Origin of the sequence: Phaeobacter piscinae, from assembly GCF_002407245.1 — a bacterium.
In the GTDB taxonomy this organism is placed as follows: Bacteria; Pseudomonadota; Alphaproteobacteria; order Rhodobacterales; family Rhodobacteraceae; genus Phaeobacter; species Phaeobacter piscinae.
This window is the reverse complement of record NZ_CP010681.1, coordinates 3,550,659-3,572,091: the sequence shown is the minus strand read 5'-3', so window position 1 is coordinate 3,572,091 and position 21,433 is coordinate 3,550,659. Positions and strand designations below refer to the sequence as shown.

Sequence of the window (21,433 nt, the reverse complement as noted above, 5' to 3'; positions counted from 1 at the left end):
AAAATCAGCCCTTGAAATCAGTCAGGGCATACCCCTGAAGAAAAAGCAGCGCAGTCAGATCCCCGTGGTTTATGCGGAGATCACATTCTGCGGCCACGGGTGGTTTGGCGTGCAAAGCAACCCCTGCACCTGCCCGGCCCAACATGCCGAGATCATTGGCCCCGTCACCGACCGCCATGACATCCGCCTCGCTCAACCCGAGGCGGGCGGTGATCTGTTCCAGCGCCTCAACCTTGGCAGCGCGCCCCAGAATCGGCATACCAACCTCGCCAGTGAGCAACCCATCGGCGACCAGCAACGTATTGGCACGGTTCTCATCGAATCCCAGCTGCTCTGCCACCCGTGAGGTAAAGGCGGTGAACCCACCGGACACCAGCGCCGCATAGGCCCCGTCAGCCTTCATGGTAGCCAGCAGCGCGGGCCCACCAGGCATCAAGGTGATGCGACGATCCAGAACCTGAGCAATCACTTCGACAGGCAGCCCTTTCAGCAGCGCCACGCGCTCCCGAAGAGCACTGTCGAAATCCAGCTCACCATTCATTGCACGAGCGGTGATCTCCTTAACACGAGGGCCAACACCCGCCTCCTCAGCCAGCTCGTCGATACATTCCTGTTGGATCATGGTGCTGTCCATATCGGCCAGCAGCATCTTCTTGCGACGCCCCTCCCTTGGCTGAACCACCAGATCAACGCCAAGATCCTGCAGATCGGCCCAGACCTCCCATTGGTTGTCCGGCAACCGCTCCAAAGAGAACTCCGCAGCAATATCGGGTGCCAGCCACTGCGCGTCCCCGCCACCCCAGGCATTGCGCAGAGAGTCGACAAGCGCAGGCGCAAGGCAGGGGTTTTCCGGATTGCAAAGCAGGGTGGCAACAAACATCGGCAGGCTCCATTTGGGCGGGGTTGCGCCCGTCATACGCCCGCACGCCCGCTGTAGCCAAGCCCTCGAATCCACCTCGATGCTAGAACTGTGCTGCCAGCGTCGCACATCACAGCAGCCTGCCGCCCTAGGATACATCTGTTTCCGAAAGGCGTCACAACAGGTCGTGAATGATCCCAAAATGGCCGCTATCTGTCGCTTTTCCTGTTGCCGGGTCGGATTTCAGCCACTAGCCCTATCTGTGGGACACCTCTCCCCAACGAGAGGCGCTTATCTGGAAGGATAGCAGTAATGGCTATTGAACAACCGGCAACGCGGCCGGGTAATCCGCGTTTTTCTTCTGGCCCCTGCGCCAAACCCCCCGCATTTGATCTGACCAAACTCGCAGGCGCGCCCTTGGGCCGCAGCCACCGTTCTGCCGTTGGTAAGGACAAGCTGCTCGCCGCGATTGAAGGCACGCGCGAAATCCTTGGCGTACCCGCTGACTACAAGATCGGCATTGTGCCCGCTTCGGACACTGGTGCGGTCGAGATGGCGATGTGGAACCTGCTGGGCGCACGCGGCGCGGAGATGCTGGCTTGGGAAAGCTTTGGCGCGGGCTGGGTTACGGATGTTGTCAAACAGCTGAAACTGGACGCGGTTGTGAAGACTGCCGACTACGGCGAGCTGGTCGATCTGGCCTCTGTCGATTTCAACAATGACGTCGTTTTCACCTGGAACGGCACCACCTCCGGCGTACGGGTTCCCAATGGCGACTGGATCCCAGCAGATCGTGCAGGGCTGACCATCTGCGATGCGACCTCTGCCGCCTTCGCGCAGGATCTGCCGTGGGACAAACTGGATGTGACCACCTTCTCCTGGCAGAAAGTTCTGGGCGGTGAGGCCGCACATGGCATGATCATCCTGTCCCCGCGCGCCGTGGAGCGACTGGAGAGCTACACCCCAGCCTGGCCCCTGCCGAAGATCTTCCGTCTGACCAAAGGCGGCAAGCTGATCGACGGTATCTTCAAGGGGGCGACGATCAATACACCGTCCATGCTGGCGGTTGAGGATTACCTGCTGGCGCTGGACTGGGCGCGGTCTGTTGGTGGTCTGGGAGGGTTGAAGGCGCGCGCGGACGCAAATGCCCAGGCGATCTTCAACTTTTGTGCCAACCGCCCCTGGATCGCCAATCTGGCAACGGATGTCGCGACACGGTCAAACACCTCAGTCTGCCTGAAGTTCACCGATCCCCGCATTCAGGACGGCGCTGGATTTGCCAAGGCAATCGCCAAGCGGCTGGAAACGGAGGACATCGCTCTGGACATCGGCGCCTATCGCGACGCGCCGGCCGGCCTGCGCATCTGGTGCGGCGGCACGGTTGAGACCTCGGATATCGAGGCCATGCTGCCCTGGCTCGAATGGGCCTTTGAGGTCGAAATCGCAGCACAATCGGCAGCGGCCTGATCAAGACGCCGCCTGCCCGACCAACCACATCGGGCAGGCACCATATACCCTGACGTCTAGCGCGGCGTCATTCCAGACATTCGGCCCAACCGGCCCCCGCATGAAGGACCTAACCCATGGCTCCCAAAGTTCTCATTTCCGACAAGCTGTCCGAAGCCGCTGTTCAGATTTTCCGTGATCGCGGTATCGACGTTGATTTCCAGCCCGACCTTGGCAAAGACAAGGACAAGCTGGCCGCAATCATCGGCGATTACGACGGGCTTGCGATCCGCTCGGCGACCAAAGTCACGCAGAAAATTCTCGACAACGCCACCAACCTCAAGGTGATCGCCCGCGCCGGCATCGGCACCGATAATATCGACAAGGATGCTGCCTCGCAAAAGGGCGTGATCGTGATGAACACGCCTTTTGGCAATATGATCACCACCGCCGAGCATGCCATCGCCATGATGTTTGCTGTCGCGCGACAGATCCCTGAGGCCTCCACCTCGACCCATGCCGGAAAATGGGAGAAATCCAAATTCATGGGGGTTGAGCTGACCAACAAAACCCTTGGCGTGATTGGGGCTGGCAATATCGGCGGCATCGTCTGTGATCGCGCGCGTGGGTTGAAGATGAAAGTCGTCGCTTACGATCCCTTCCTCAGCCAGGAGAAGGCTGACAAGATCGGCGTGGAGAAGGTCGAGTTGGATGAGCTGCTCGCGCGGGCCGATTTCATCACCCTGCATGTGCCGCTGACCGATCAGACCCGGAATATCCTGTCCAAGGAAAACCTGGAGAAGACCAAGAAAGGCGTGCGGATCATCAACTGTGCCCGTGGCGGGCTGGTAGATGAGGCCGCCCTGGCAGAGTTGCTGACCTCTGGCCATGTCGCCGGCGCGGCCTTTGATGTCTTCTCCGAAGAACCGGCCAAAACCAACCCATTGTTTGGGTTGCCGAACGTGGTCTGCACCCCGCATCTGGGCGCCGCCACCAGTGAGGCGCAGGAGAATGTTGCCTTGCAGGTCGCGGAACAGATGTCCAACTATTTGCTGGATGGCGCTGTCGAGAATGCGCTGAACATGCCCTCTATGACCGCTGAGGAAGCCCGCGTCATGGGCCCATGGGTCGCCCTTTCCGGCCATCTCGGCGGCTTCATCGGGCAGATGACGGATGAACCCATTCAGGCGATCAACATCCTATATGACGGTGTTGCCTCCGAGATGAACCTTGCCGCACTGAACTGCTCGGTTGTCGCAGGCATCATGAAGAAGCTGAACCCGGACGTGAACATGGTCTCCGCCCCGGTGGTAGCCCGCGAACGCGGCATACAGATTTCCACCACCAATCAGGATAAATCCGGCACTTTCGATGGCTATATCAAGGTCACGGTGGTCACCAGCAAGCGCGAGCGTTCGGTGGCCGGGACGGTCTTCTCCGACGGCAAGCCACGCTTCATCCAGATCAAAGGCATCAACATTGATGCCGAGGTCGGGGCGCATATGCTCTATACCACCAACGAAGATGTTCCGGGTATCATTGGGACACTGGGGCAGATCCTGGGCGATATGGGCGTCAATATCGCCAACTTTACCCTTGGCCGGTCCGAGGCTGGCGGAGAGGCCATCGCGCTTCTCTACGTTGATGAACCGGTGCCCGCAGCTGCCCGCGCCGCTTTGGCAGAAACCGAGTTTTTCAACCAGATCAAGCCCCTGCAGTTCGATGTCAGCTGATGTCTAGCTCAGTTTTGGTTTAAGCAGATGCGTCGCCCGAGTATAAGGGCGGCGCATTTTCCGTTTTACCTCTGTTGATGACGCCCTGAGGAGCCCCTGCCCTATGACCAGATCTACGACCAGCCCAATCTACGCCATTGGTGATATTCACGGCCAGCTGGAGATGTTGGAACAGGCACTGGAACGTATCGAAGCAGACGGCGGTCGTGACGCACCGGTCGTGTTCCTGGGGGATTTTATCGACCGCGGCCCTGATAGTCGCGGTGTCATTGATCTGCTGATCCGTGGACAGGCTGAAGGACGGGACTGGATCACGCTCCTTGGCAATCACGACCGCATGTTTGCATGGTTCATGGAAGATATTCCCCGCCAAGATCCCCATATGCTGGTTGGCTATCACTGGCTGCATGAGCGTATCGGCGGGATCGAAACCCTGGAAAGCTATGGCGTTGCCGTCGCTGAACGCACTCGACTGGAGGAGGTCCATGCCGCAGCAAGAGCTGCCGTACCCGATCGCCACATCACCTTCCTTCAGGCGTTGAAAACAATGCACCAGACCGATGATCTCGCCTTTGTCCACGCCGGGATCAAGCCTGGCGTTCCTTTGCACAAGCAAGCCGAAAACGATCTGGTGTGGATCCGCCAGCCCTTCCATAAACACACCGAGCAGCATCCAAAACTAATCATCCACGGCCATACACCGGTCGATACACCCACGCATTACGGCAATCGTATCAACCTCGACACAGGGGCGGGCTACGGCAAACCGCTCACCACAGCTGTCTTTGAAGGCACGTCAGCCTGGTCGCTCAGTGACACTGGCCGACAAAGCCTCACCCCATAGCCGTCAGTAAAAGAGCAAGAATCGCTACCAAATTACTGCCTGAAATTTGTCTTGCAGGTGGTATCCTTTCCATTCAACCAACGCCCGCGAAACTGTGCCGACAACCCACCTCTTCGCACAATGTCCTTGCTGTACACGCCCGCAATATCACCGGTGGCAACGTCGAAACCTCCGAAGAAATTGCAGAGGTTCAAGCGAGGTTTGGCTATCTAACGATTAGTCAACGCGCGAAGCATAGGAGAAAAATGCTAGGTATCGGCCTTGTTAGACGTATCGATATTGGTGTGTGATCCCTGAGCTAGGCAGGGTGCCGTCGGCATATGATCCGCTGCAAAGGGCTACCGCCAAATGACAATTGCTTAGCCCCAATGTGTAAGCGACTGCGCCTAATCTCAGAGAAAAAACTGACAGAAGTTGTTGCGCGCTGACTTTTGAGAGAACAGAGGTCGAAATTCTCGATGAGAGGGCAAATGGCCTCCCCCCCATGTATCAGACATCCAGATCGTATCAAAAATCCAAGTCGGCGTAATGCGCAGGTGGGCTGAAGCCTGGGATCTGGTCGGCGAGGATTGAGCGGAAGGCCGGGCGCGATTTGATCTTGGCGTACCAGTCCTTAACCACGGCCGAGCGGTTCCAGTCCACGTCCGAAATATAATCCAGCGACGACAGATGCGCAGCGGCTGCGAAGTCTGCCAAAGTCATCTGATCTCCGGCCAACCAGCGGCGGTGATCAAGCAACCACGCCAGATAATCCAGGTGGTATTTGATTGCGCGGGCGCCCGCTTTGACGTTGCCGCTGTCAGGATAGCCCTGTCCTGTCACCTTTTTGTTGACCCGCTCATAGAGCAGTTTGGAGGTGACCTCATGGTGGAATTTATCGTCGAACCAACTGACCAGACGACGCACCTCATAACGGCCTTCGGGATCGCTGGGCATCAGGGACGGGTCCGGGCGGGTCTCTTCCAGATATTCGCAGATTGCCGCGCTTTCGGCCATCAGCTTACCATCGAGACGGATGACCGGCACTTTGGCGGCAGGGTTGCGGCGCAGGAAATCCGCCTCTTGTTCCCAGTAACGCTCCTCGACCAGCTCAACCTCGATCCGCTTTTCGGCCAGCGACAGGCGCACTTTGCGGCAAAAGGGGGAGAGGGGCACATGATAGAGGCGGGCCATGGGACAGCGGATCTCCTGTTGCGGGTGGCTGGGGTCAGACAGCAATGCCCAAAAGCGGCAGAAGTTTCAATCCTCGAAACAGGCGGCGCGGCCATCTGCGCGAATGGTGGCCGCACCATCCATGATCTGCGCAGCGCGTTTGCGCATGAACGCTGTGGGTTTTGCTGCCGAGCGCTCCTTCGGGTTGGGCAAAACGGTGGCCAGAAGGGCGGCCTGCCCGCGGCTCAGCTCATCCGGACCGACACCGAAATAATGCCGCGCCGCAGCCTCGGCGCCAAACACCCCCTCGCCCATTTCCGCGACATTCAGATAAACCTCAAGGATACGCCGCTTGGTCCAGATCGCCTCAACCATCGGGGTCATTAGTGTTTCCAGCGCCTTGCGGAACCAACTGCGCCCCTGCCAGAGAAAGACATTCTTTACCACCTGCTGGGAAATGGTCGACCCACCGCGCTGGCCGCCCTCGGCAATCGCGGCGCGGATAGCCTGCGCATCCAAGCCCCAATGTTGGCAGAAACGGGCATCCTCCGCCGCGACAACTGACCGCCCCAGCGCCGGTGCGATATGTTCGATCGGCACCCACTCACGATCAATGTCCCCAAGGCGGCGATATTCGGACCAGATCGTATGGGTGGTTGGCGGGTTGATTACCGAAAACAGAAGGATCGGCAGCAGCGTCACAACTAGAAAACCCAAAGCAGCCCGCCCCAACCAACGCCGCAACAGGCGACGGGGAGAGAGCTTTGCGCGGACCTTGCCCTTGGCAGTTGCCTTGCTGCGGGGTTTGCCCTTGGTCGAGGATTTGCTTGCCCCGGATGATTTTGCTGCCTTCGCCATAAGGTCTCTATACGGCAGAGATCAGGCTTGCTCCAACCGGGAAATCCTTTCGCCCGCAAGAGATTGCCCAGCAACAGCCTCCAGATGTGAAAAGGCCCCGGCCGCAGCAGCGGTCGGAGCCCATCCAAGGCACATGCAGAGGAGGTGGCGGGGCCTATTCCGCCGGAACGGCTGTCGCCTCGAGCGTCAGAGGCTGCGGCAGTTTGTTCAGCATTTCCTTCGGGCAGATTTGCAGGAAATTGCCCTTCTCATTGTCCCAATGCTGCAGGATTTCAGCGGCCTTGCGGCTGCCGGTTTCCTCCAGATGGCGTTCGACCAGACCTTTCAGCTGATTTTCCCAATGGGCGACAGTCACCGGACAGGTCACCAGCGACTCCATGTTCATCAGCGTCTCGGACTTGCCCTCTGGATCATAGATATAGGCCATGCCGCCGGTCATACCCGCGCCGAAGTTGGCACCGATAGACCCGAGGATCACCGCGATACCGCCGGTCATGTATTCACAGCCACAGGCGCCACAGCCCTCAACCACCACGCTCGCACCGGAATTACGGACGGCAAAGCGTTCACCGGCACGGCCCGCAGCAAACAGATAGCCATCCGTTGCACCATAAAGCACGGTGTTGCCAACGATGGTGTTTTCACTCGCATTGAGCGGCGACGCCATTGGCGGGCGCACGACGATGGTACCGCCGGACAGACCCTTACCAACATAGTCATTGGCATCACCTGACACTTCCAGCTTCAGACCCGGTGCGGCAAAGGCACCGAGCGACTGACCAGCGGAGCCCTGCAGCTTCACCGTCAGGTGATCGGACTGCAGCGTATTGCGCATGCCGAAGTTGCGAACGATATGGCTGGAAGTGCGGGTGCCAACGGTCCGATGCGTGTTCTGCACCGCATAGGACAGCTGCATCTTCTCACCATCCTGAAGGAAACGCGCGGCATCGCGCACAATTTCCTTGTCCAGCGTATCGGGCACCGCATTGCGGTCCTTGTCACGGTTGTAGACGATATTGGCAGAGCCATCGACGGTGATCAGCAGCGGGTTCAGGTCCAGATCATCCAGGTGCGCAGAGCCACGGGACACCTGGGCCAGAAGATCCGCCCGACCGATCACCTCGTCCAGAGAACGGGCACCGATGGAGGCAAGGATCTCGCGGACTTCCTGCGCATAGAAAGTGATGAGGTTCACGACCTTATCGGCATTGCCGGTGAACTTACCACGAAGGGCTTCATCCTGGGTACAGACGCCCACCGGGCAAGTGTTGGACTGGCACTGGCGGACCATGATGCAGCCCATGGCGATCAGCGCTGCGGTACCGATGCCATATTCCTCGGCGCCCATCATCGCGGCCATCACGATATCGCGGCCCGTGCGCAGACCACCATCGGTGCGCAGGGTGACACGGTCACGCAGGTTGTTCATCGCCAGAACCTGATGCGCCTCCGTGAGGCCCATCTCCCACGGCAGACCGGCATATTTGATCGAGGTCGCAGGCGAGGCGCCAGTGCCGCCGTTGTGACCTGAAATCAGGATGATGTCAGCCTTGGCCTTGGCAACACCGGCGGCAATCGTGCCAACGCCGGAAGACGCCACCAGCTTCACCGTCACCTTGCAGCGCGGGTTGATCTGCTTCAGGTCATAGATCAGCTGCGCCAGATCCTCGATCGAGTAGATATCGTGGTGCGGCGGCGGCGAGATCAGCGTCACACCCTTGGTCGAATGGCGCAGGCGGGCAATCAGGTCGGTGACCTTCATCCCCGGCAGCTGGCCGCCCTCACCAGGCTTGGCGCCCTGGGCCACCTTGATCTCCAGCTCTTCACACTGGTTCAGATATTCCGCAGTCACACCAAAGCGACCCGACGCCACCTGCTTGATCTTGGCAGAGGGGTTGTCGCCGTTCGGCTCCGGCACGAAATGCGCCGGATCTTCACCACCCTCGCCCGAGTCGGATTTGGCACCAATCCGGTTCATCGCCACGTTCAGGGTCTTGTGCGCCTCAGGCGACAGCGCGCCGAGGGACATGCCCGGTGTTACGAACCGCTTGCGGATCGAAGTGATTGATTCAACTTCCTCAATCGGAACGGCCTCACCCATCGGTTTGATCTGCAGCAGATCGCGCAGATGGATCGGTGGGTTCGACTGCATCTTGGCCGAATACTGCTTCCACAGCTCAAACGAGGCGCGGTTGCAGGCCATCTGCATCATATGCATGGAGGTCGCTTCCCACGCATGGGTCTCACCGGATTTGCGGGCTTTGTAGAATCCACCGATGGGCAGAACATCCTGACCGCTCTGCCAGGCGGTGGCGTGGATCTCTTCCAGCTTGGTCTGGATGCCGGTTACGCCAATGCCCGAAATCCGGCTGGTCATGCCAGGGAAAAACTCGGCACACATGGCGCGGCTGAGGCCCACCGCCTCAAAGTTCAGGCCGCCGCGATAGGAGGAAATCACTGAGATCCCCATCTTCGCCATGATCTTCAGAAGGCCTTGGTCGATGGCCTCGCGGTAGCGCGCGACGTTCTCGGTCAGGCTGCCATCCAGCAGACCACGCTCAATCCGGTCGGCCAGCGAATCCTCGGCCAGATAGGCGTTGACCACAGTGGCGCCGCAGCCGATCAGCACCGCAAAGTAATGCGGGTCGATACATTCCGCAGAGCGCACATTGAGCGAGCAGAAGGTGCGCAGCCCCTTGCGGGTCAGATGCGAATGCACGGCAGAGGTTGCCAAGATCATCGGCATCGCCACCCGGCCCTCACCCGAATGCTGATCGGTCAGAACAATATGGCCGGCACCGGAGCTGACAGCCTCTTCCGCCTCGGCGCGGATCCGGGCAAGGGCCGCGTTGAGCGATCCCTGACCAGGCGCAAAGCTACAGTCGATTTCAGCCAGCGGCGCGTTCAGGTTCTGGACCAGCTCATCCCACTGGGAATTGCCGACAAAGGGACTTTCCAGCACGATGATTTCGGTCTGGGAGCTGTCCTCATCCAGCACGTTCTTGAGGTTACCAAAGCGGGTTTTCAGCGACATCACGCGATATTCGCGCAAGGAGTCGATGGGCGGATTGGTCACCTGAGAGAAGTTCTGACGGAAAAAATGGCTCAGCGGGCGGTACATTTTCGACAGCACCGCAGAAGGCGTATCATCGCCCATGGAGGCCAGCGTTTCCTTGCCATCCTCAGCCATCGGCGCGAGGATCTGCTCCAGCTCTTCGACGGTATAGCCCGCGGCAATTTGGCGACGACGCAGCGCATCACCGGTGAACAGCGGCTTTTCGGTAGCGGTGGCCAGCGTGCTGTCCAGATCGTTGATCTTCTTCACCCAGTCACCAAATGGGAGCGCGGCGGCCAGTTTGTTCTTGATCGCGGTGTCGTGGAACAACTTGCCCTTTTTCATGTCGACAGCCAGCATCTGGCCGGGGCCAAGCGCACCTTTCTCAACCACGGTGGCCTCGTCAATCGGCACCATGCCTGCCTCGGACCCGGCAATCACCAGCCCGTCCCCGGTCACGACATAGCGCATCGGGCGCAGGCCATTGCGGTCCAGACCAGCACAGACCCAGCGGCCATCGGTCATCGCCAGCGCGGCGGGGCCATCCCAAGGTTCCATAACGGAATTGCAGTAGGAATACATGTCACGCCAGGCCTGCGGCAGCTCAACCGCCTGTTTCGACCAGCTTTCAGGCACCATCATGGTCTTCGCCATCGGCGCAGAGCGCCCGGCCCGCACCAGAACCTCAAACACCGAGTCCAGCGCCGCCGAATCCGACGAACCACTGGCCACGATCGGTTTGATGTCCTCGGCGTAGTCCCCAAAGGTCGATGAGGCCATGCGGATCTCATGGCTCTTCATCCAGTTCATGTTGCCCTTCAGCGTGTTGATCTCGCCGTTGTGGGCCAGCATGCGGAACGGCTGCGCCAGCCACCACTGCGGGAAGGTGTTGGTCGAATAACGCTGGTGGTAGATCGCAAAGGCGCTCTCGAACCGCTCATCCATCAGGTCGGGGTAGAAAACGGCAACCTGTTCAGCCAGCATCATGCCCTTGTAGATGATCGACCGGCAGGACAGTGAGGCCACATAGAGCTGCCCGACCTGCGCGGCGGCGGCGGCTTTCTCAATCCGGCGGCGGATCACGTAAAGCTCGCGTTCAAAGGTTTCCTCGTCCACACCCTTGGAATTGGAGATCAGGATCTGCTCAATTTCCGGGCGGGTTGCGTTGGCTTTTTCGCCGAGACAAGTCACATCCACCGGCACATGACGCCAGCCATAGATGTAATAGCCCATCCGCAGAACTTCGCTTTCGACGATGGTCCGGCAGCGTTCCTGCGCTCCAAAATCGGTGCGCGGCAGGAAGACCTGGCCCACTGCCATCAGCTGATCTTCGCGCGGCTCATGACCGGTGCGACGCACCTGATCATAGAAGAACGGTGCTGGGATCTGCACGTGAATGCCGGCACCATCACCGGTCATGCCGTCCGCATCCACCGCGCCACGGTGCCAGATCGCTTTCAGCGCATCGATGCCAGCCTCAACCACCTTGCGGCTGCGCTTGCCGTTGACCGAAACAACCAGGCCAACACCACAGGAAGAATGCTCTTCCTCCTCGGCATAGAGACCGTTTTCGGCCATCCACTGACGCTTTGCCTCTTCGGCGCGCACCCATTCTGCATCATATTTTGTCATGTCTTGCTCCCGTTCCGGTGGGCGGCCCCAAGGGGGCGGCACCTGCCCGGTAGAATATCTGTCTTACTCGGCGGCCATGCTGCTGGCGGCGGTGTTGAAGCGGTTCAGGATCGCCTCGGCGCAGTCGCGCCCATCCTTGATGGCCCAGACGACCAAGGAGGCACCACGAACGATATCACCGACCGCATAAACGCCATCCAGCTCGGTCGCGCCGGACTGGAACGCCGCCTTGACGGTGCCCCAACGGGTCACTGGCAATTCCGGCTGATCCCAGAGCGTCGGCAGAGCTTCCGGTTCAAACCCGAGCGCCTTGATCACCAGATCGGCGGGTTCGATATAGTCGGCACCTTCGATCACCTCGGGGGCCTGACGGCCAGACGCATCGGGCTGGCCCAGGCGCATTTTCTGCACCATCACACCTGCGACCTTGCCGCCGTCATCGGTGAAGCCTTTGGGCGCCGATAGCCATTCAAACACCACGCCTTCTTCCTCGGCGTTCTGGGTTTCGCGCTGCGAGCCCGGCATATTGGCGCGGTCACGGCGATAGAGACATTTCACCGAGGTTGCGCCCTGGCGGATGGAGGTCCGCACGCAGTCCATCGCGGTGTCACCACCGCCGATGACGACAACGCGTTTGCCCTCGGCATTCAGTGTGCCGTTGTCGAACTCTTCAATGCTGTCGCCGAAGTTCGACGCCTTGTTGGACACGGTCAGGAAGTCGATCGCTTTCACGATGCCGGTGGCACCAGAACCGGGCATTTCCAGATCGCGGGATTTGTAGACACCGGTGGCGATGATCACCGCATCATGTTTGGCGCGGATATCATCAAAGGAAATATCCTGACCGACATTGCAGTTCATCACAAACTCAACACCGCCATCCGCCAGCAGCTGATTGCGGCGCATCACCACGTCTTTCTCCAGCTTGAAGCCGGGGATGCCGTAGGTCAGCAGACCACCGGCGCGGTCATACCGATCATAGATGGTGACCTTCACGCCAGCGCGACGCAGCATGTCCGCCGCGGCCAGACCGCCCGGGCCTGCGCCAATGATACCAACAGATTCGCCACGCTCATGCGCCGGTTGGATTGGCTGCACCCAGCCCTGATCCCAGGCTGTATCGGTGATATATTTCTCAACCGCACCGATGGTGACCGTGCCATGACCCGACTGCTCGATCACACAGTTGCCTTCACAGAGGCGATCCTGCGGGCAGATCCGACCACAGATCTCAGGGAAGGTATTGGTGGCCTGGCTGGTCTCATAGGCTTCGTGCAGGCGACCCGTGGCGGTCAGGCGCAGCCAATCCGGGATATTGTTGTGCAACGGGCAATGCGACTGGCAATAGGGCACACCACATTGGCTGCAGCGGCTGGCCTGTTCTTCAGCCTTTGCGGCCGCGAATTCGGCATAGATTTCGTCGAAATCTTCCCTGCGGTCTTCTGCGGCCCGTTTGCTGGGCATGTCGCGGTCGATCTGCACGAATTTGAGCATCGGTTGCTTGGCCACGGGGCGGACTCCATGTTGGGCTGGCTACGATAATTGAGTGATCGGAGCGGAGCGAATTAAAAGTCAACTATACTGACCTAATCTGGCAGCAGTTATGTTCTGATACTCTCTTGAGCGGAAATGTACAGTAATTTTAGGTCCACTTCGGACCAATTTGTGTCAGCGGTCAATAAAATCAACGGATTTACACGCCTGCTGTTCTTTGCCATCCCTGCGGGATCCCCAATCGGACGAGCATAATGCCCCTCTTTCAGCTGATCCTTATCGCCCTGATTCAGGGCATCACCGAATTCCTGCCGGTGTCTTCCTCCGGCCATCTGATCCTGCTTCCCGGACTGACAGGGCTGGACGATCAGGGGCAGGTGATCGACGTCGCCGTCCATCTGGGCACGCTGGCGGCGGTGGTGCTGTTTTTCTGGCAGGATGTGCGTGCGGGGCTGATTGGCCTGCCGCGCGCCCTGACCGGACGGATGGACACACCCGGCGCCCGGTTGGCCATGGGGTTGATCGTTGCGACCATTCCAACCGTTTTGTTCGGCGCGTTTCTGCATTTCAGCGGACTGAGTGACGCCCTGCGCTCGATGAAGGTGATTGGCTGGACAATGCTCGGCTTTGGCTTGGTCCTCTACGTCGCGGATCGCTATGGGCCAACACATAAGCGAGGCAGCGACTGGAACCTGCGCGATGCGCTGATAATGGGGCTGTGGCAGATGCTGGCGCTGATCCCCGGCACCTCAAGATCTGGTATCACCATCACTGGTGCCCGCCAGCTGGGGTACACCCGGATGGATGCGGCGCGCCTCTCTATGTTGATGTCGGTCCCGACAATCATCGCCTCTGGCGTATTGCTGGGCGCTGAAGTGGCCATAGATGCCAACGCGGCGGTGATGCGAGATGCGGCCATAGCGGCGCTACTGTCGATGATTGCCGCGCTTGCGGCCCTGACCCTGATGATGCGGCTACTGCGCTCGGTCAGTTTCACACCCTATGTCATCTATCGCGTAATTTTGGGTACTGTATTGCTGACCATCGCTTACCTGAGCTGATCAGCCTGCGCCAAACGACGCCCAACAAAAAAGGCGCGGACCAGTGCCGCGCCCTTGCTATTTTGAACCGGACTGAGAGATCAAAGATCGTTGCGCAGGTTGCGCGCTGAATCCATCAATTCACGATATTGACCGGAGGGGCGGAACTTCCACAGGTAATCCGGCAAAACCGACGCCAGAGAAACCGGGTGGATCCCCAGCTCATCAAAACCTTTAGCGTCCTCAGAGACCACATTATCAGCCTCAAGGTTCTTCAGCTGGTCGCGGGTCAGCATCTTGTTCTCGATCAGCTGGAAGCTCACGAACTGCAACACGTCAAAGCCAAGCGCCACCAGCTTTGCGATCGGACCGGGCAGCGACAGCACCAGGCGACGACGATCAATCACCTCAAGCATCTGCTGCATCAGCGCGCCAAAGCTTTTCACCTCAGGACCGCCCAACTCATAGACGCCCGGTTCCGCCTGACCAAGCACCGCAGCAACGGCAGCCTTGGCGACATCGTCGACATAAACCGGCTGGAACTTAGTATCGGCATGGGCGATCGGCAGCACCGGCGACAAACGTGTCATCGCAGCAAACCGATTGAAGAACTGATCCTCGGCACCAAAAATGATCGACGGGCGCAGAATCACCGCCTCTGGCATATGTTCCAGTACAGCCGCTTCGCCTGCGGCCTTCGACTGGGCGTATGCGCTGTCGCTATCCTGATCCGCACCAATGGCAGACACATGCACCATGGCGCTGACGCCCTGACCGGCAGCGATTCGCGCGATGCGCTCAGCACCATCTGCCTGAACGGCATCAAATGTGTTCTTGCCCAGCTCATTCAGGATGCCAACGCAGTTCACCACCGCATCCGCCCCCTGCATCACCGCGGCAACCGACGCATCATCGCGGATATTGCACAGAACAGGCTCCACCTGGCCGGGCACGCCATAGGGTTTGACATACATCGCCTCATTCGGGCGGCGTACGGCGACGCGTACACGCCAACCTTCCTTGGCCATGCGGCGCGCGATGTAACGGCCGACAAAACCGGACCCACCATAGATCGTGACCAGTTTGGACATCTTTTGGCTCCTACATTAGCTGTTGATCCGATTTACCGCCCTGCGCCCTTTGGAACAAGGCGCAAATCGACCCACAACGACACAACTCTCTCTGCGCCTTATCCCACAGGGCCATTAACGGCTGATTTAGCTCCGTGAGCTATGTTGGGGTCCAATCCTGAATACCAATTCGTCGACTACCCGCGACAGATCGGAGGACTGGCATCATGGTGTCAGAGGACGACAGAAGCCTGATTCACAGAAGTGTTGAAAGCGAACGTATGGAGCTGGATCACTTTGTGCGCCTGTTCTACGCGAAATTTTTTAAAATCTGCCCTGACGTGCGCGCGGTGTTCCCCGACGATATGGCGGGTCAGCACGAAAAATTGCTGACGTCGCTCACCCATATTATCGAAGCCTTGGACCATCCGGAAAAACTGTCGGCGATCCTGAAACATCAGGGAGAGCGCCATCGTGCGATCCAGATCACCGATGCACATTTTGATGGGTTCATTCACAGCTTCACCAGTGCGTTGGCAGACATCCTCGGCCCGGAATGGAGCGACGACACACATAGCGCCTGGCGCAGCTTTCTGACTGATATCGCGCTCAACATGAACTTTCTCAGAACCGCGTGACGGCCAGCGCCAGTTCGACGAACAACATACGCAGTCGCGGACAGCTGCCGCTCGCCCTGGGCGATGTGACGAGCCCCAGAAACCATGAATTTTCCGTTTGACGCCCCCGTCGCTTCTGCTTATACGCCCCTCACGACACCTGCCCAGGTGGCGGAATTGGTAGACGCGCTAGCTTCAGGTGCTAGTGTCCGTATGGACGTGGAGGTTCGAGTCCTCTCCTGGGCACCATATCCCCCGATATTCAAGAAATCTATGATGCCGCTCTCATGGAGCGCTGAGTCGGTTCACGCCCGTGATACGTCGCCCAAGATTTCCCCGCTATTCCTGCTGATCAAGCATCGAATTCCCAGATCCGCTGCGCGGTGAATTTTCCGTTTGACGCCTCTGCCGCTTCTGCTTATACGCCCCTCACGACACCTGCCCAGGTGGCGGAATTGGTAGACGCGCTAGCTTCAGGTGCTAGTGTCCGTATGGACGTGGAGGTTCGAGTCCTCTCCTGGGCACCATATCCCCGACAGCATCATTTGCACGAACAGCATCCCATGGTGCTGGGTATTGTGTATCTGCCTGTCCATGGCCCACCCTGCTCCGCCTTGACCTGACATGAGGTTCAGCCTGAGTGCAGACGCGTCGATGGATCCTACGCCCTGCAAGAGTTGAGTTTGCCCGCCGAAACCCCTATCTCGGTGCCAAACACGCCGCATCGGCAAGACAAAGGATCCTGTCACTTGGCCAATCACCTCTATCAAAACGACCTGCCCGACGGGCTCGATCTGGGGCCGGTGGTCGCGATCGACTGCGAGACGATGGGCCTCAACCCGCATCGGGATCGGCTCTGTGTTGTCCAGCTGTCGGGCGGTGACGGCAATGCCCATATGGTGCAGATCGCCAAAGGTCAGACCGCAGCGCCGAATCTTTGCGCGATGCTGGAGGACCCCAAGGTTCTGAAATTGTTTCATTTTGGCCGGTTCGATATTGCCGCGATGTATCATGCCTTTGGCGCATTGGCTGCCCCGGTCTATTGTACCAAGATCGCCAGCCGCCTGGTACGCACCTATACGGATCGCCATGGGCTGAGAAACCTGACACAGGAGCTGATCGGCGTGGATATTTCCAAACAACAGCAGATGAGCGACTGGGGTGCCGCGCAGCTGAGCGACGCACAGCTTGATTATGCCGCCTCTGACGTGCTGCACCTACACCGTTTGCGTGCCGCTCTGGACAAGCGTCTGGATCGCGAAGGCCGCAGTGAAATGGCCCAGGCCTGCTTCGATTTCCTGCCAATGCGCGCCAAGTTGGACCTCGCAGGTTGGCCCGACACAGACATCTTTGCACACTCATGAGCAGCGCAGAGACATTCCTCGCCACCGCGCGACAGGTGATCACCGACGAATCCCGCGCGCTTGATGCGCTGGCAGACGGGCTGGATGCACGCTTTGCAGAAGCGGTTGATCTGGTCTTGCAGGCCGAAGGCCGCGTTATCGTCAGCGGGATCGGCAAATCCGGCCATATCGGGCACAAGATCGCCGCCACCCTCGCATCAACCGGGACACCCGCCTATTTCGTGCATCCGGCAGAAGCCAGTCATGGCGACCTCGGCATGTTGTCCAAGGGAGATGTGGTTCTGGCGATCTCCAATTCCGGCGAAGCGCCTGAGCTGGCCAACCTTCTGTCGTTCACCCGTCGCTTCGGCATCCCGCTGATCGGCCTGTCCAGCCGTATGGACAGCACCCTGATGAAAGAGGCGGATGTGCATCTGCAAATTCCCGCCTTGGGGGAGGCCTGCGGCTTTGGCATGGTGCCGTCGATTTCAACAACGCTGACGCTGGCTATGGGCGACGCGCTGGCTATCGCCCTGATGAAGCATCGCGATTTCCGCCCTGAGAACTTCCGCGCCTTTCATCCCGGTGGCAAATTGGGCGCGCGGCTGTCAAAGGTTGACGATCTCATGCACGACGGGGCGGCGCTGCCGCTGGTCGGTGCCGACACCCCGATGTCCGATGCGCTGATCGAAATCAGCCAAAAGGGATTTGGCGTCGCAGGCGTTACGGGTGCCGATGGCACCCTGCAGGGCATTATTACCGACGGTGACCTTCGGCGACATATGGATGGGTTGCTGGACAAAACAGCGGCTGATGTGATGACCAGCGATCCGACAACGATTGCCCCCGGTTCACTGGCCGAAGAAGCCGTCGCAATCATGAATGACCGTAAGATTACCTGCCTGTTTGTCGTCGATCCGGAGGGTAACACCGCGCAGGCGGTGGGGTTGCTGCATATCCACGACTGCCTGCGCGTCGGGCTGGGCTAACGGAGACTAGGGGACGATGGACGGCTATTCCCGCCTTGTGGCCTACCTGAAGGTCTTGCTGCCGCTGATGGCTTTGGCGTTGATGTCGACCATGTTTCTGATTTCGCGCGGCGTGAACACTGATGCGGTGATCCCTTTTGCGGAGCAGGATCTGGAAGACCGCACCCGTGGTCAGCAGATCACCGCGCCATTTTTCTCAGGTACCACGGCGCAGGGTGATGAAATAATGGTAACCGCTGCCCTCGCCCGCCCAGGCGGCGCAGATGCGCCGGCGACGGCTGTGAACCTTGAGGCAGAGATCAAGATGACCGGCGGTGGCCGTTTCCTGCTAAGTTCCGACACCGGCGCCTTGCGTCCGGATAAGGATATGGCAAACTTTCACGGTAATGTTGAAATCCTGTCCAGCGATGGTTTGCGTGTCACCACTCAGGAATTGAATGCAGCGCTCGATGGTGTGCGCGCGGATAGCCCCGGCCCGGTTCAGGCCAGCGGTGCCATGGGGGATCTGACCGCCGGCGCCATGCAGATCGATACAAAAACCGATAGCGGGGCGGTACATATGGTTTTCAACAAAGGGGTCAAGCTGCTATATGACCCGCAACAATCGGAAAGATAACCTGTGTTGTATCTGCGTGTTTTGATGTTCTGCCTGCCGGTCACCCTGTTTTCCACAGGACTTTCGGCGCAATCTGCGTCCATTGCATTTGGCGCGGTCAAGGCAGACCCCTCCCAGCCGGTTGAGGTCACTGCAGAAACACTGGATGTAAATCAGGCTGATGGCTCGGCGCGGTTTATCGGTGATGTGGTGATTATTCAGGGTGTGATGCGCCTGTCGGCCAATGATGTTCTGGTGATTTACAAACAGGACGAAACCGGAAAGACCGGCGTCGAGCGGCTGGAAGCCACCGGAGACGTGATCCTGGTCAATGGCCCCGACGCTGCTGAGGCCGACAAGGCCGAATATACCATCGATTCCGGCACTGTGGTGATGACGGGCAATGTCCTGCTGAGCCAGTCAACGGGTACGTTGACCTCCAACCGTCTTGTGGTGGATCTGACCACTGGCACCGCAAGCCTGTCCGGCCGCGTCAAGACCATCCTCAACGGCGGCAGCGACTGATGGCAAAACCGGAACTGACAGTCACCAACGGCAGCTCGGGCCTGCGCATCGAGAAGCTGCGCAAATCCTACAGCAAAAAGGTGGTGATCCGCGACGTCTCCATGTCGCTGGACCGGGGCGAAGTCGTGGCTCTGCTCGGCCCCAATGGCTCGGGTAAGACCACCAGCTTCTACGCCATTGCCGGGCTGGTGTTCCCGGAGGCAGGCTCTGTCACGATTGACGGGCAGAATGCCACCACCCTGCCGATGTATCGGCGCGCCCGCATGGGGATCGGTTACCTGCCGCAGGAGATGTCGATTTTTCGTGGTCTCTCGGTGGAGGACAATATCTCCTCCGTGCTGGATATCGCGGTGAAGCACGCTCACAAACGACGCGAACGGCTTGAGGAATTGTTGTCAGATTTCTCGATTGAGCATCTGCGCCGCGCGCCGGCCCTGGCCCTGTCGGGTGGTGAGCGTCGCCGCGTTGAAATCGCCCGCTGCCTGGCGGCAGACCCAAAGTATCTGCTGCTGGATGAGCCCTTCGCCGGGGTGGATCCGATCTCTGTCGGCGACATTCGCCATCTGGTCGGCGATCTGAAAAAACGCGGTATCGGTGTACTGATCACTGACCACAATGTGCGCGAAACACTAGAGATTGTGGACCGGGCATATATCCTGCATGACGGAAAGGTGCTGATGTCCGGCACCCCGGCCGAGGTGGTCGACAATGAGAATGTCCGCCGCGTCTATCTCGGCGATAATTTCCGAATTTCCTGATCGCACCAGCCGCAATTCCGGATGGGTCGCCTCTGCATCCTATCGCCGTTCTTGCTGAGTGCCATTCGTCAACTATCTGACAACAGGTGGAAACCCGCTACCTCCTCATATTTGGGTAACCGATTGACGCCGATTTGCATTGACTCTCCCGCCTCGTTGGCATCGAATTGAGACATGGCAAACCCGCAGTCCGATGCTGTCCTCGCTCCAGCCTTGTTAACAAGGCCCAGACGAATGCAATCGACTGTCTTGCCTAAATCCCACTTTCAAAACTGAAGCGAGAGCAGCCAGGCTTGGCCTGGACTGGGTTTTGAAGGTCTATTTGTGAAGGAGATCACATGCGTTACCAAATCAGCGGAAAACAGATCGACATTGGCGAAGCGTTGCAGTCCCATGTGCAATCGGAGCTTGGAGCGGCGGTCGCGAAATATGCTGAACGTCCGACTGACGCCAATGTCGTCTTTTCGCGGTCTGCGCATGAATATGTTTGTGAAACGACCGTGCATCTGTCCACTGGTCTGACCGCACAAGCAAAAGCGCATGCCACTGAAATTTATGCCGCATTTGAGGCCTGCTGTGAAAAAATGGAAAAACAGCTGCGCCGTTACAAGCGCCGTTTGAAGGACCATCACCGCGACCGGAGCGAGCCGGTTGAACTCTCCGGCGCTAGCTCTTATATCCTCGCCTCTGAAGACGCCGGCACCGAGTCTGAACCAGAATCATTGCAGCCAATCATCGTCGCCGAGATGGAAACGCAAATTCCATCCCTCTCGGTTGGTGAGGCCGTGATGCAAATGGAACTGGCAGGCGCCCCGGTTCTGGTGTTTCGCAAGGAAGGCAAAGACGGCCTGAATGTCGTCTATCGTCGGGAAGACGGGAATATCGGGTGGATCGATCCGTAACCTGTCACGGCGTCTTACGTGAGTTGAGCGGAGCGATCGAAGTATGCAGATTTCTAACATCCTGAAGCCAGAGGCCGTTCGTGTCTTTGGTGCTGCATCCAGCAAGAAGCGTCTGTTTCAAGAGATTGCAGATGTTGCTCAACTCGCCTACGGGCTGCCCGCGCAACCAACGGTCGAGGCTTTGCTGGATCGCGAAAGCCTTGGCCCCACCGGGGTCGGACACGGCGTTGCCCTGCCCCACGCACGTCTGGATGGACTGGACAAGGTGGTTGGCGTGTTTCTGGTGCTGGACACTCCGCTGGAGTTTGGCGCTGTAGACCGCCAGCCAATCGACATCGCATTCGCGCTGTTTGCACCTGAAGATGCCGGTGTTGAGCATCTGAAGGCCCTGGCACTGGTGTCGCGCACCCTGCGCGAGCAGAGTTTCTGCACGAAACTGCGGGCAAATCCGGATCCGGCAACACTCCACACCATCCTGACCGAAGATCAGTCCGTTCAGGCAGCCTGATCCGATCTGGTCA

18 protein-coding genes and 2 tRNA genes are annotated in these 21,433 nt (G+C 58.9%); 14 read left to right on the top strand and 6 right to left on the bottom strand.

Going from position 1 to position 21,433, the window contains the following annotated elements:
- Nucleotides 1–4 precede the first annotated feature (4 nt).
- Nucleotides 5–880, bottom strand: a complete 876-nt coding sequence (serB, locus tag phaeop14_RS16975; RefSeq protein WP_096790170.1) for a phosphoserine phosphatase SerB — start codon at nucleotides 878–880, stop codon at nucleotides 5–7.
- Between the two features lie 291 nt (nucleotides 881–1,171).
- On the opposite strand from serB, the gene phaeop14_RS16970 reads away from it, so the two are divergent.
- The 3 genes from phaeop14_RS16970 (at nucleotide 1,172) to phaeop14_RS16960 (ending at nucleotide 4,882) form a co-directional block, all read left to right on the top strand.
- Nucleotides 1,172–2,326 carry a phosphoserine transaminase gene (locus tag phaeop14_RS16970; RefSeq protein ID WP_096790169.1) on the top strand — a complete coding sequence of 385 codons (1,155 nt, stop codon included), beginning with the start codon at nucleotides 1,172–1,174 and terminating at the stop codon, nucleotides 2,324–2,326.
- Nucleotides 2,327–2,442: 116 nt separating this feature from the next.
- A complete protein-coding gene (gene serA, locus phaeop14_RS16965) occupies nucleotides 2,443–4,038 on the top strand; it encodes a phosphoglycerate dehydrogenase (protein WP_040174974.1) in 1,596 nt (531 codons plus the stop codon).
- 103 nt (nucleotides 4,039–4,141) lie between these two features.
- A complete protein-coding gene (locus tag phaeop14_RS16960; protein WP_096790168.1) occupies nucleotides 4,142–4,882 on the top strand; it encodes a metallophosphoesterase family protein in 741 nt (246 codons plus the stop codon).
- Between the two features lie 507 nt (nucleotides 4,883–5,389).
- Here the strand turns inward: phaeop14_RS16960 and fzlA are convergent.
- From fzlA to phaeop14_RS16940, 4 genes are all read right to left on the bottom strand, one after another.
- Nucleotides 5,390–6,055, bottom strand: coding sequence for an FtsZ-binding protein FzlA (gene fzlA, locus phaeop14_RS16955; protein WP_040174976.1), 666 nt, complete (start codon nucleotides 6,053–6,055; stop codon nucleotides 5,390–5,392).
- Between the two features lie 66 nt (nucleotides 6,056–6,121).
- Nucleotides 6,122–6,892, bottom strand: a complete 771-nt coding sequence (gene mtgA, locus phaeop14_RS16950) for a monofunctional biosynthetic peptidoglycan transglycosylase (RefSeq protein ID WP_167385681.1) — start codon at nucleotides 6,890–6,892, stop codon at nucleotides 6,122–6,124.
- A 154-nt stretch (nucleotides 6,893–7,046) separates the two neighbouring features.
- Nucleotides 7,047–11,579: a glutamate synthase large subunit gene (gene gltB, locus phaeop14_RS16945; protein WP_096790167.1), complete on the bottom strand. Its 4,533-nt coding sequence runs from the start codon at nucleotides 11,577–11,579 to the stop codon at nucleotides 7,047–7,049.
- 63 nt (nucleotides 11,580–11,642) lie between these two features.
- Nucleotides 11,643–13,088, bottom strand: coding sequence for an NAD(P)-dependent oxidoreductase (locus phaeop14_RS16940; RefSeq protein ID WP_040179080.1), 1,446 nt, complete (start codon nucleotides 13,086–13,088; stop codon nucleotides 11,643–11,645).
- Between the two features lie 239 nt (nucleotides 13,089–13,327).
- Between phaeop14_RS16940 and phaeop14_RS16935 the strand changes: the two genes are divergently transcribed.
- Complete coding sequence (locus phaeop14_RS16935) at nucleotides 13,328–14,134, top strand: undecaprenyl-diphosphate phosphatase (protein WP_096790166.1); 807 nt, start codon at nucleotides 13,328–13,330, stop codon at nucleotides 14,132–14,134.
- 80 nt (nucleotides 14,135–14,214) lie between these two features.
- Here the strand turns inward: phaeop14_RS16935 and phaeop14_RS16930 are convergent, their stop codons facing one another.
- Nucleotides 14,215–15,204 carry a complex I NDUFA9 subunit family protein gene (locus phaeop14_RS16930; RefSeq protein WP_096790165.1) on the bottom strand — a complete coding sequence of 330 codons (990 nt, stop codon included), beginning with the start codon at nucleotides 15,202–15,204 and terminating at the stop codon, nucleotides 14,215–14,217.
- A 206-nt stretch (nucleotides 15,205–15,410) separates the two neighbouring features.
- Here phaeop14_RS16930 and phaeop14_RS16925 point away from each other — a divergent pair, with 206 nt between their 5' ends.
- The 10 genes from phaeop14_RS16925 (at nucleotide 15,411) to phaeop14_RS16880 (ending at nucleotide 21,420) form a co-directional block, all read left to right on the top strand.
- Nucleotides 15,411–15,821: a globin domain-containing protein gene (locus phaeop14_RS16925; protein ID WP_040174988.1), complete on the top strand. Its 411-nt coding sequence runs from the start codon at nucleotides 15,411–15,413 to the stop codon at nucleotides 15,819–15,821.
- Nucleotides 15,822–15,962: 141 nt separating this feature from the next.
- Nucleotides 15,963–16,049 (top strand) — tRNA-Leu (locus phaeop14_RS16920).
- A gap of 191 nt (nucleotides 16,050–16,240) precedes the next feature.
- Nucleotides 16,241–16,327 (top strand) — tRNA-Leu (locus tag phaeop14_RS16915).
- 222 nt (nucleotides 16,328–16,549) lie between these two features.
- A complete protein-coding gene (locus phaeop14_RS16910) occupies nucleotides 16,550–17,164 on the top strand; it encodes a ribonuclease D (protein ID WP_040174989.1) in 615 nt (204 codons plus the stop codon).
- The gene (locus tag phaeop14_RS16905) at nucleotides 17,161–18,132 is read left to right on the top strand and encodes a KpsF/GutQ family sugar-phosphate isomerase (protein WP_040174992.1); all 972 of its coding nucleotides are present in this window, start codon (nucleotides 17,161–17,163) and stop codon (nucleotides 18,130–18,132) included. Before phaeop14_RS16910 ends, phaeop14_RS16905 begins: the two co-directional genes overlap by 4 nt.
- A 16-nt stretch (nucleotides 18,133–18,148) precedes the next feature.
- The gene (gene lptC / locus phaeop14_RS16900) at nucleotides 18,149–18,748 is read left to right on the top strand and encodes an LPS export ABC transporter periplasmic protein LptC (protein ID WP_040179073.1); all 600 of its coding nucleotides are present in this window, start codon (nucleotides 18,149–18,151) and stop codon (nucleotides 18,746–18,748) included.
- A gap of 24 nt (nucleotides 18,749–18,772) precedes the next feature.
- A complete protein-coding gene (locus phaeop14_RS16895) occupies nucleotides 18,773–19,252 on the top strand; it encodes an LptA/OstA family protein (RefSeq protein WP_096790346.1) in 480 nt (159 codons plus the stop codon).
- Nucleotides 19,252–20,010, top strand: a complete 759-nt coding sequence (gene lptB, locus phaeop14_RS16890) for an LPS export ABC transporter ATP-binding protein (protein WP_024098965.1) — start codon at nucleotides 19,252–19,254, stop codon at nucleotides 20,008–20,010. Before phaeop14_RS16895 ends, lptB begins: the two co-directional genes overlap by 1 nt.
- A gap of 338 nt (nucleotides 20,011–20,348) precedes the next feature.
- Nucleotides 20,349–20,912, top strand: coding sequence for a ribosome hibernation-promoting factor, HPF/YfiA family (gene hpf, locus phaeop14_RS16885; protein ID WP_014876480.1), 564 nt, complete (start codon nucleotides 20,349–20,351; stop codon nucleotides 20,910–20,912).
- 43 nt (nucleotides 20,913–20,955) lie between these two features.
- Nucleotides 20,956–21,420 carry a PTS sugar transporter subunit IIA gene (locus phaeop14_RS16880; RefSeq protein WP_014876479.1) on the top strand — a complete coding sequence of 155 codons (465 nt, stop codon included), beginning with the start codon at nucleotides 20,956–20,958 and terminating at the stop codon, nucleotides 21,418–21,420.
- The last annotated feature ends 13 nt before the right edge of the window (nucleotides 21,421–21,433 follow it).

What these genes read in the sequence shown, in the direction of transcription:
- phaeop14_RS16880 (WP_014876479.1), top strand. Translation starts at nt 20,956, where the DNA reads ATGCAGATTTCTAACATCCTGAAGCCAGAGGCCGTTCGTGTCTTTGGT.
- mtgA (WP_167385681.1), bottom strand. Translation starts at nt 6,892, where the DNA reads ATGGCGAAGGCAGCAAAATCATCCGGGGCAAGCAAATCCTCGACCAAG.
- phaeop14_RS16925 (WP_040174988.1), top strand. Translation starts at nt 15,411, where the DNA reads ATGGTGTCAGAGGACGACAGAAGCCTGATTCACAGAAGTGTTGAAAGC.
- phaeop14_RS16935 (WP_096790166.1), top strand. Translation starts at nt 13,328, where the DNA reads ATGCCCCTCTTTCAGCTGATCCTTATCGCCCTGATTCAGGGCATCACC.
- phaeop14_RS16960 (WP_096790168.1), top strand. Translation starts at nt 4,142, where the DNA reads ATGACCAGATCTACGACCAGCCCAATCTACGCCATTGGTGATATTCAC.
- phaeop14_RS16970 (WP_096790169.1), top strand. Translation starts at nt 1,172, where the DNA reads ATGGCTATTGAACAACCGGCAACGCGGCCGGGTAATCCGCGTTTTTCT.
- lptC (WP_040179073.1), top strand. Translation starts at nt 18,149, where the DNA reads ATGGACGGCTATTCCCGCCTTGTGGCCTACCTGAAGGTCTTGCTGCCG.
- phaeop14_RS16930 (WP_096790165.1), bottom strand. Translation starts at nt 15,204, where the DNA reads ATGTCCAAACTGGTCACGATCTATGGTGGGTCCGGTTTTGTCGGCCGT.
- phaeop14_RS16895 (WP_096790346.1), top strand. Translation starts at nt 18,773, where the DNA reads ATGTTCTGCCTGCCGGTCACCCTGTTTTCCACAGGACTTTCGGCGCAA.
- lptB (WP_024098965.1), top strand. Translation starts at nt 19,252, where the DNA reads ATGGCAAAACCGGAACTGACAGTCACCAACGGCAGCTCGGGCCTGCGC.
- fzlA (WP_040174976.1), bottom strand. Translation starts at nt 6,055, where the DNA reads ATGGCCCGCCTCTATCATGTGCCCCTCTCCCCCTTTTGCCGCAAAGTG.
- hpf (WP_014876480.1), top strand. Translation starts at nt 20,349, where the DNA reads ATGCGTTACCAAATCAGCGGAAAACAGATCGACATTGGCGAAGCGTTG.
- gltB (WP_096790167.1), bottom strand. Translation starts at nt 11,579, where the DNA reads ATGACAAAATATGATGCAGAATGGGTGCGCGCCGAAGAGGCAAAGCGT.
- serB (WP_096790170.1), bottom strand. Translation starts at nt 880, where the DNA reads ATGTTTGTTGCCACCCTGCTTTGCAATCCGGAAAACCCCTGCCTTGCG.
- phaeop14_RS16905 (WP_040174992.1), top strand. Translation starts at nt 17,161, where the DNA reads ATGAGCAGCGCAGAGACATTCCTCGCCACCGCGCGACAGGTGATCACC.
- serA (WP_040174974.1), top strand. Translation starts at nt 2,443, where the DNA reads ATGGCTCCCAAAGTTCTCATTTCCGACAAGCTGTCCGAAGCCGCTGTT.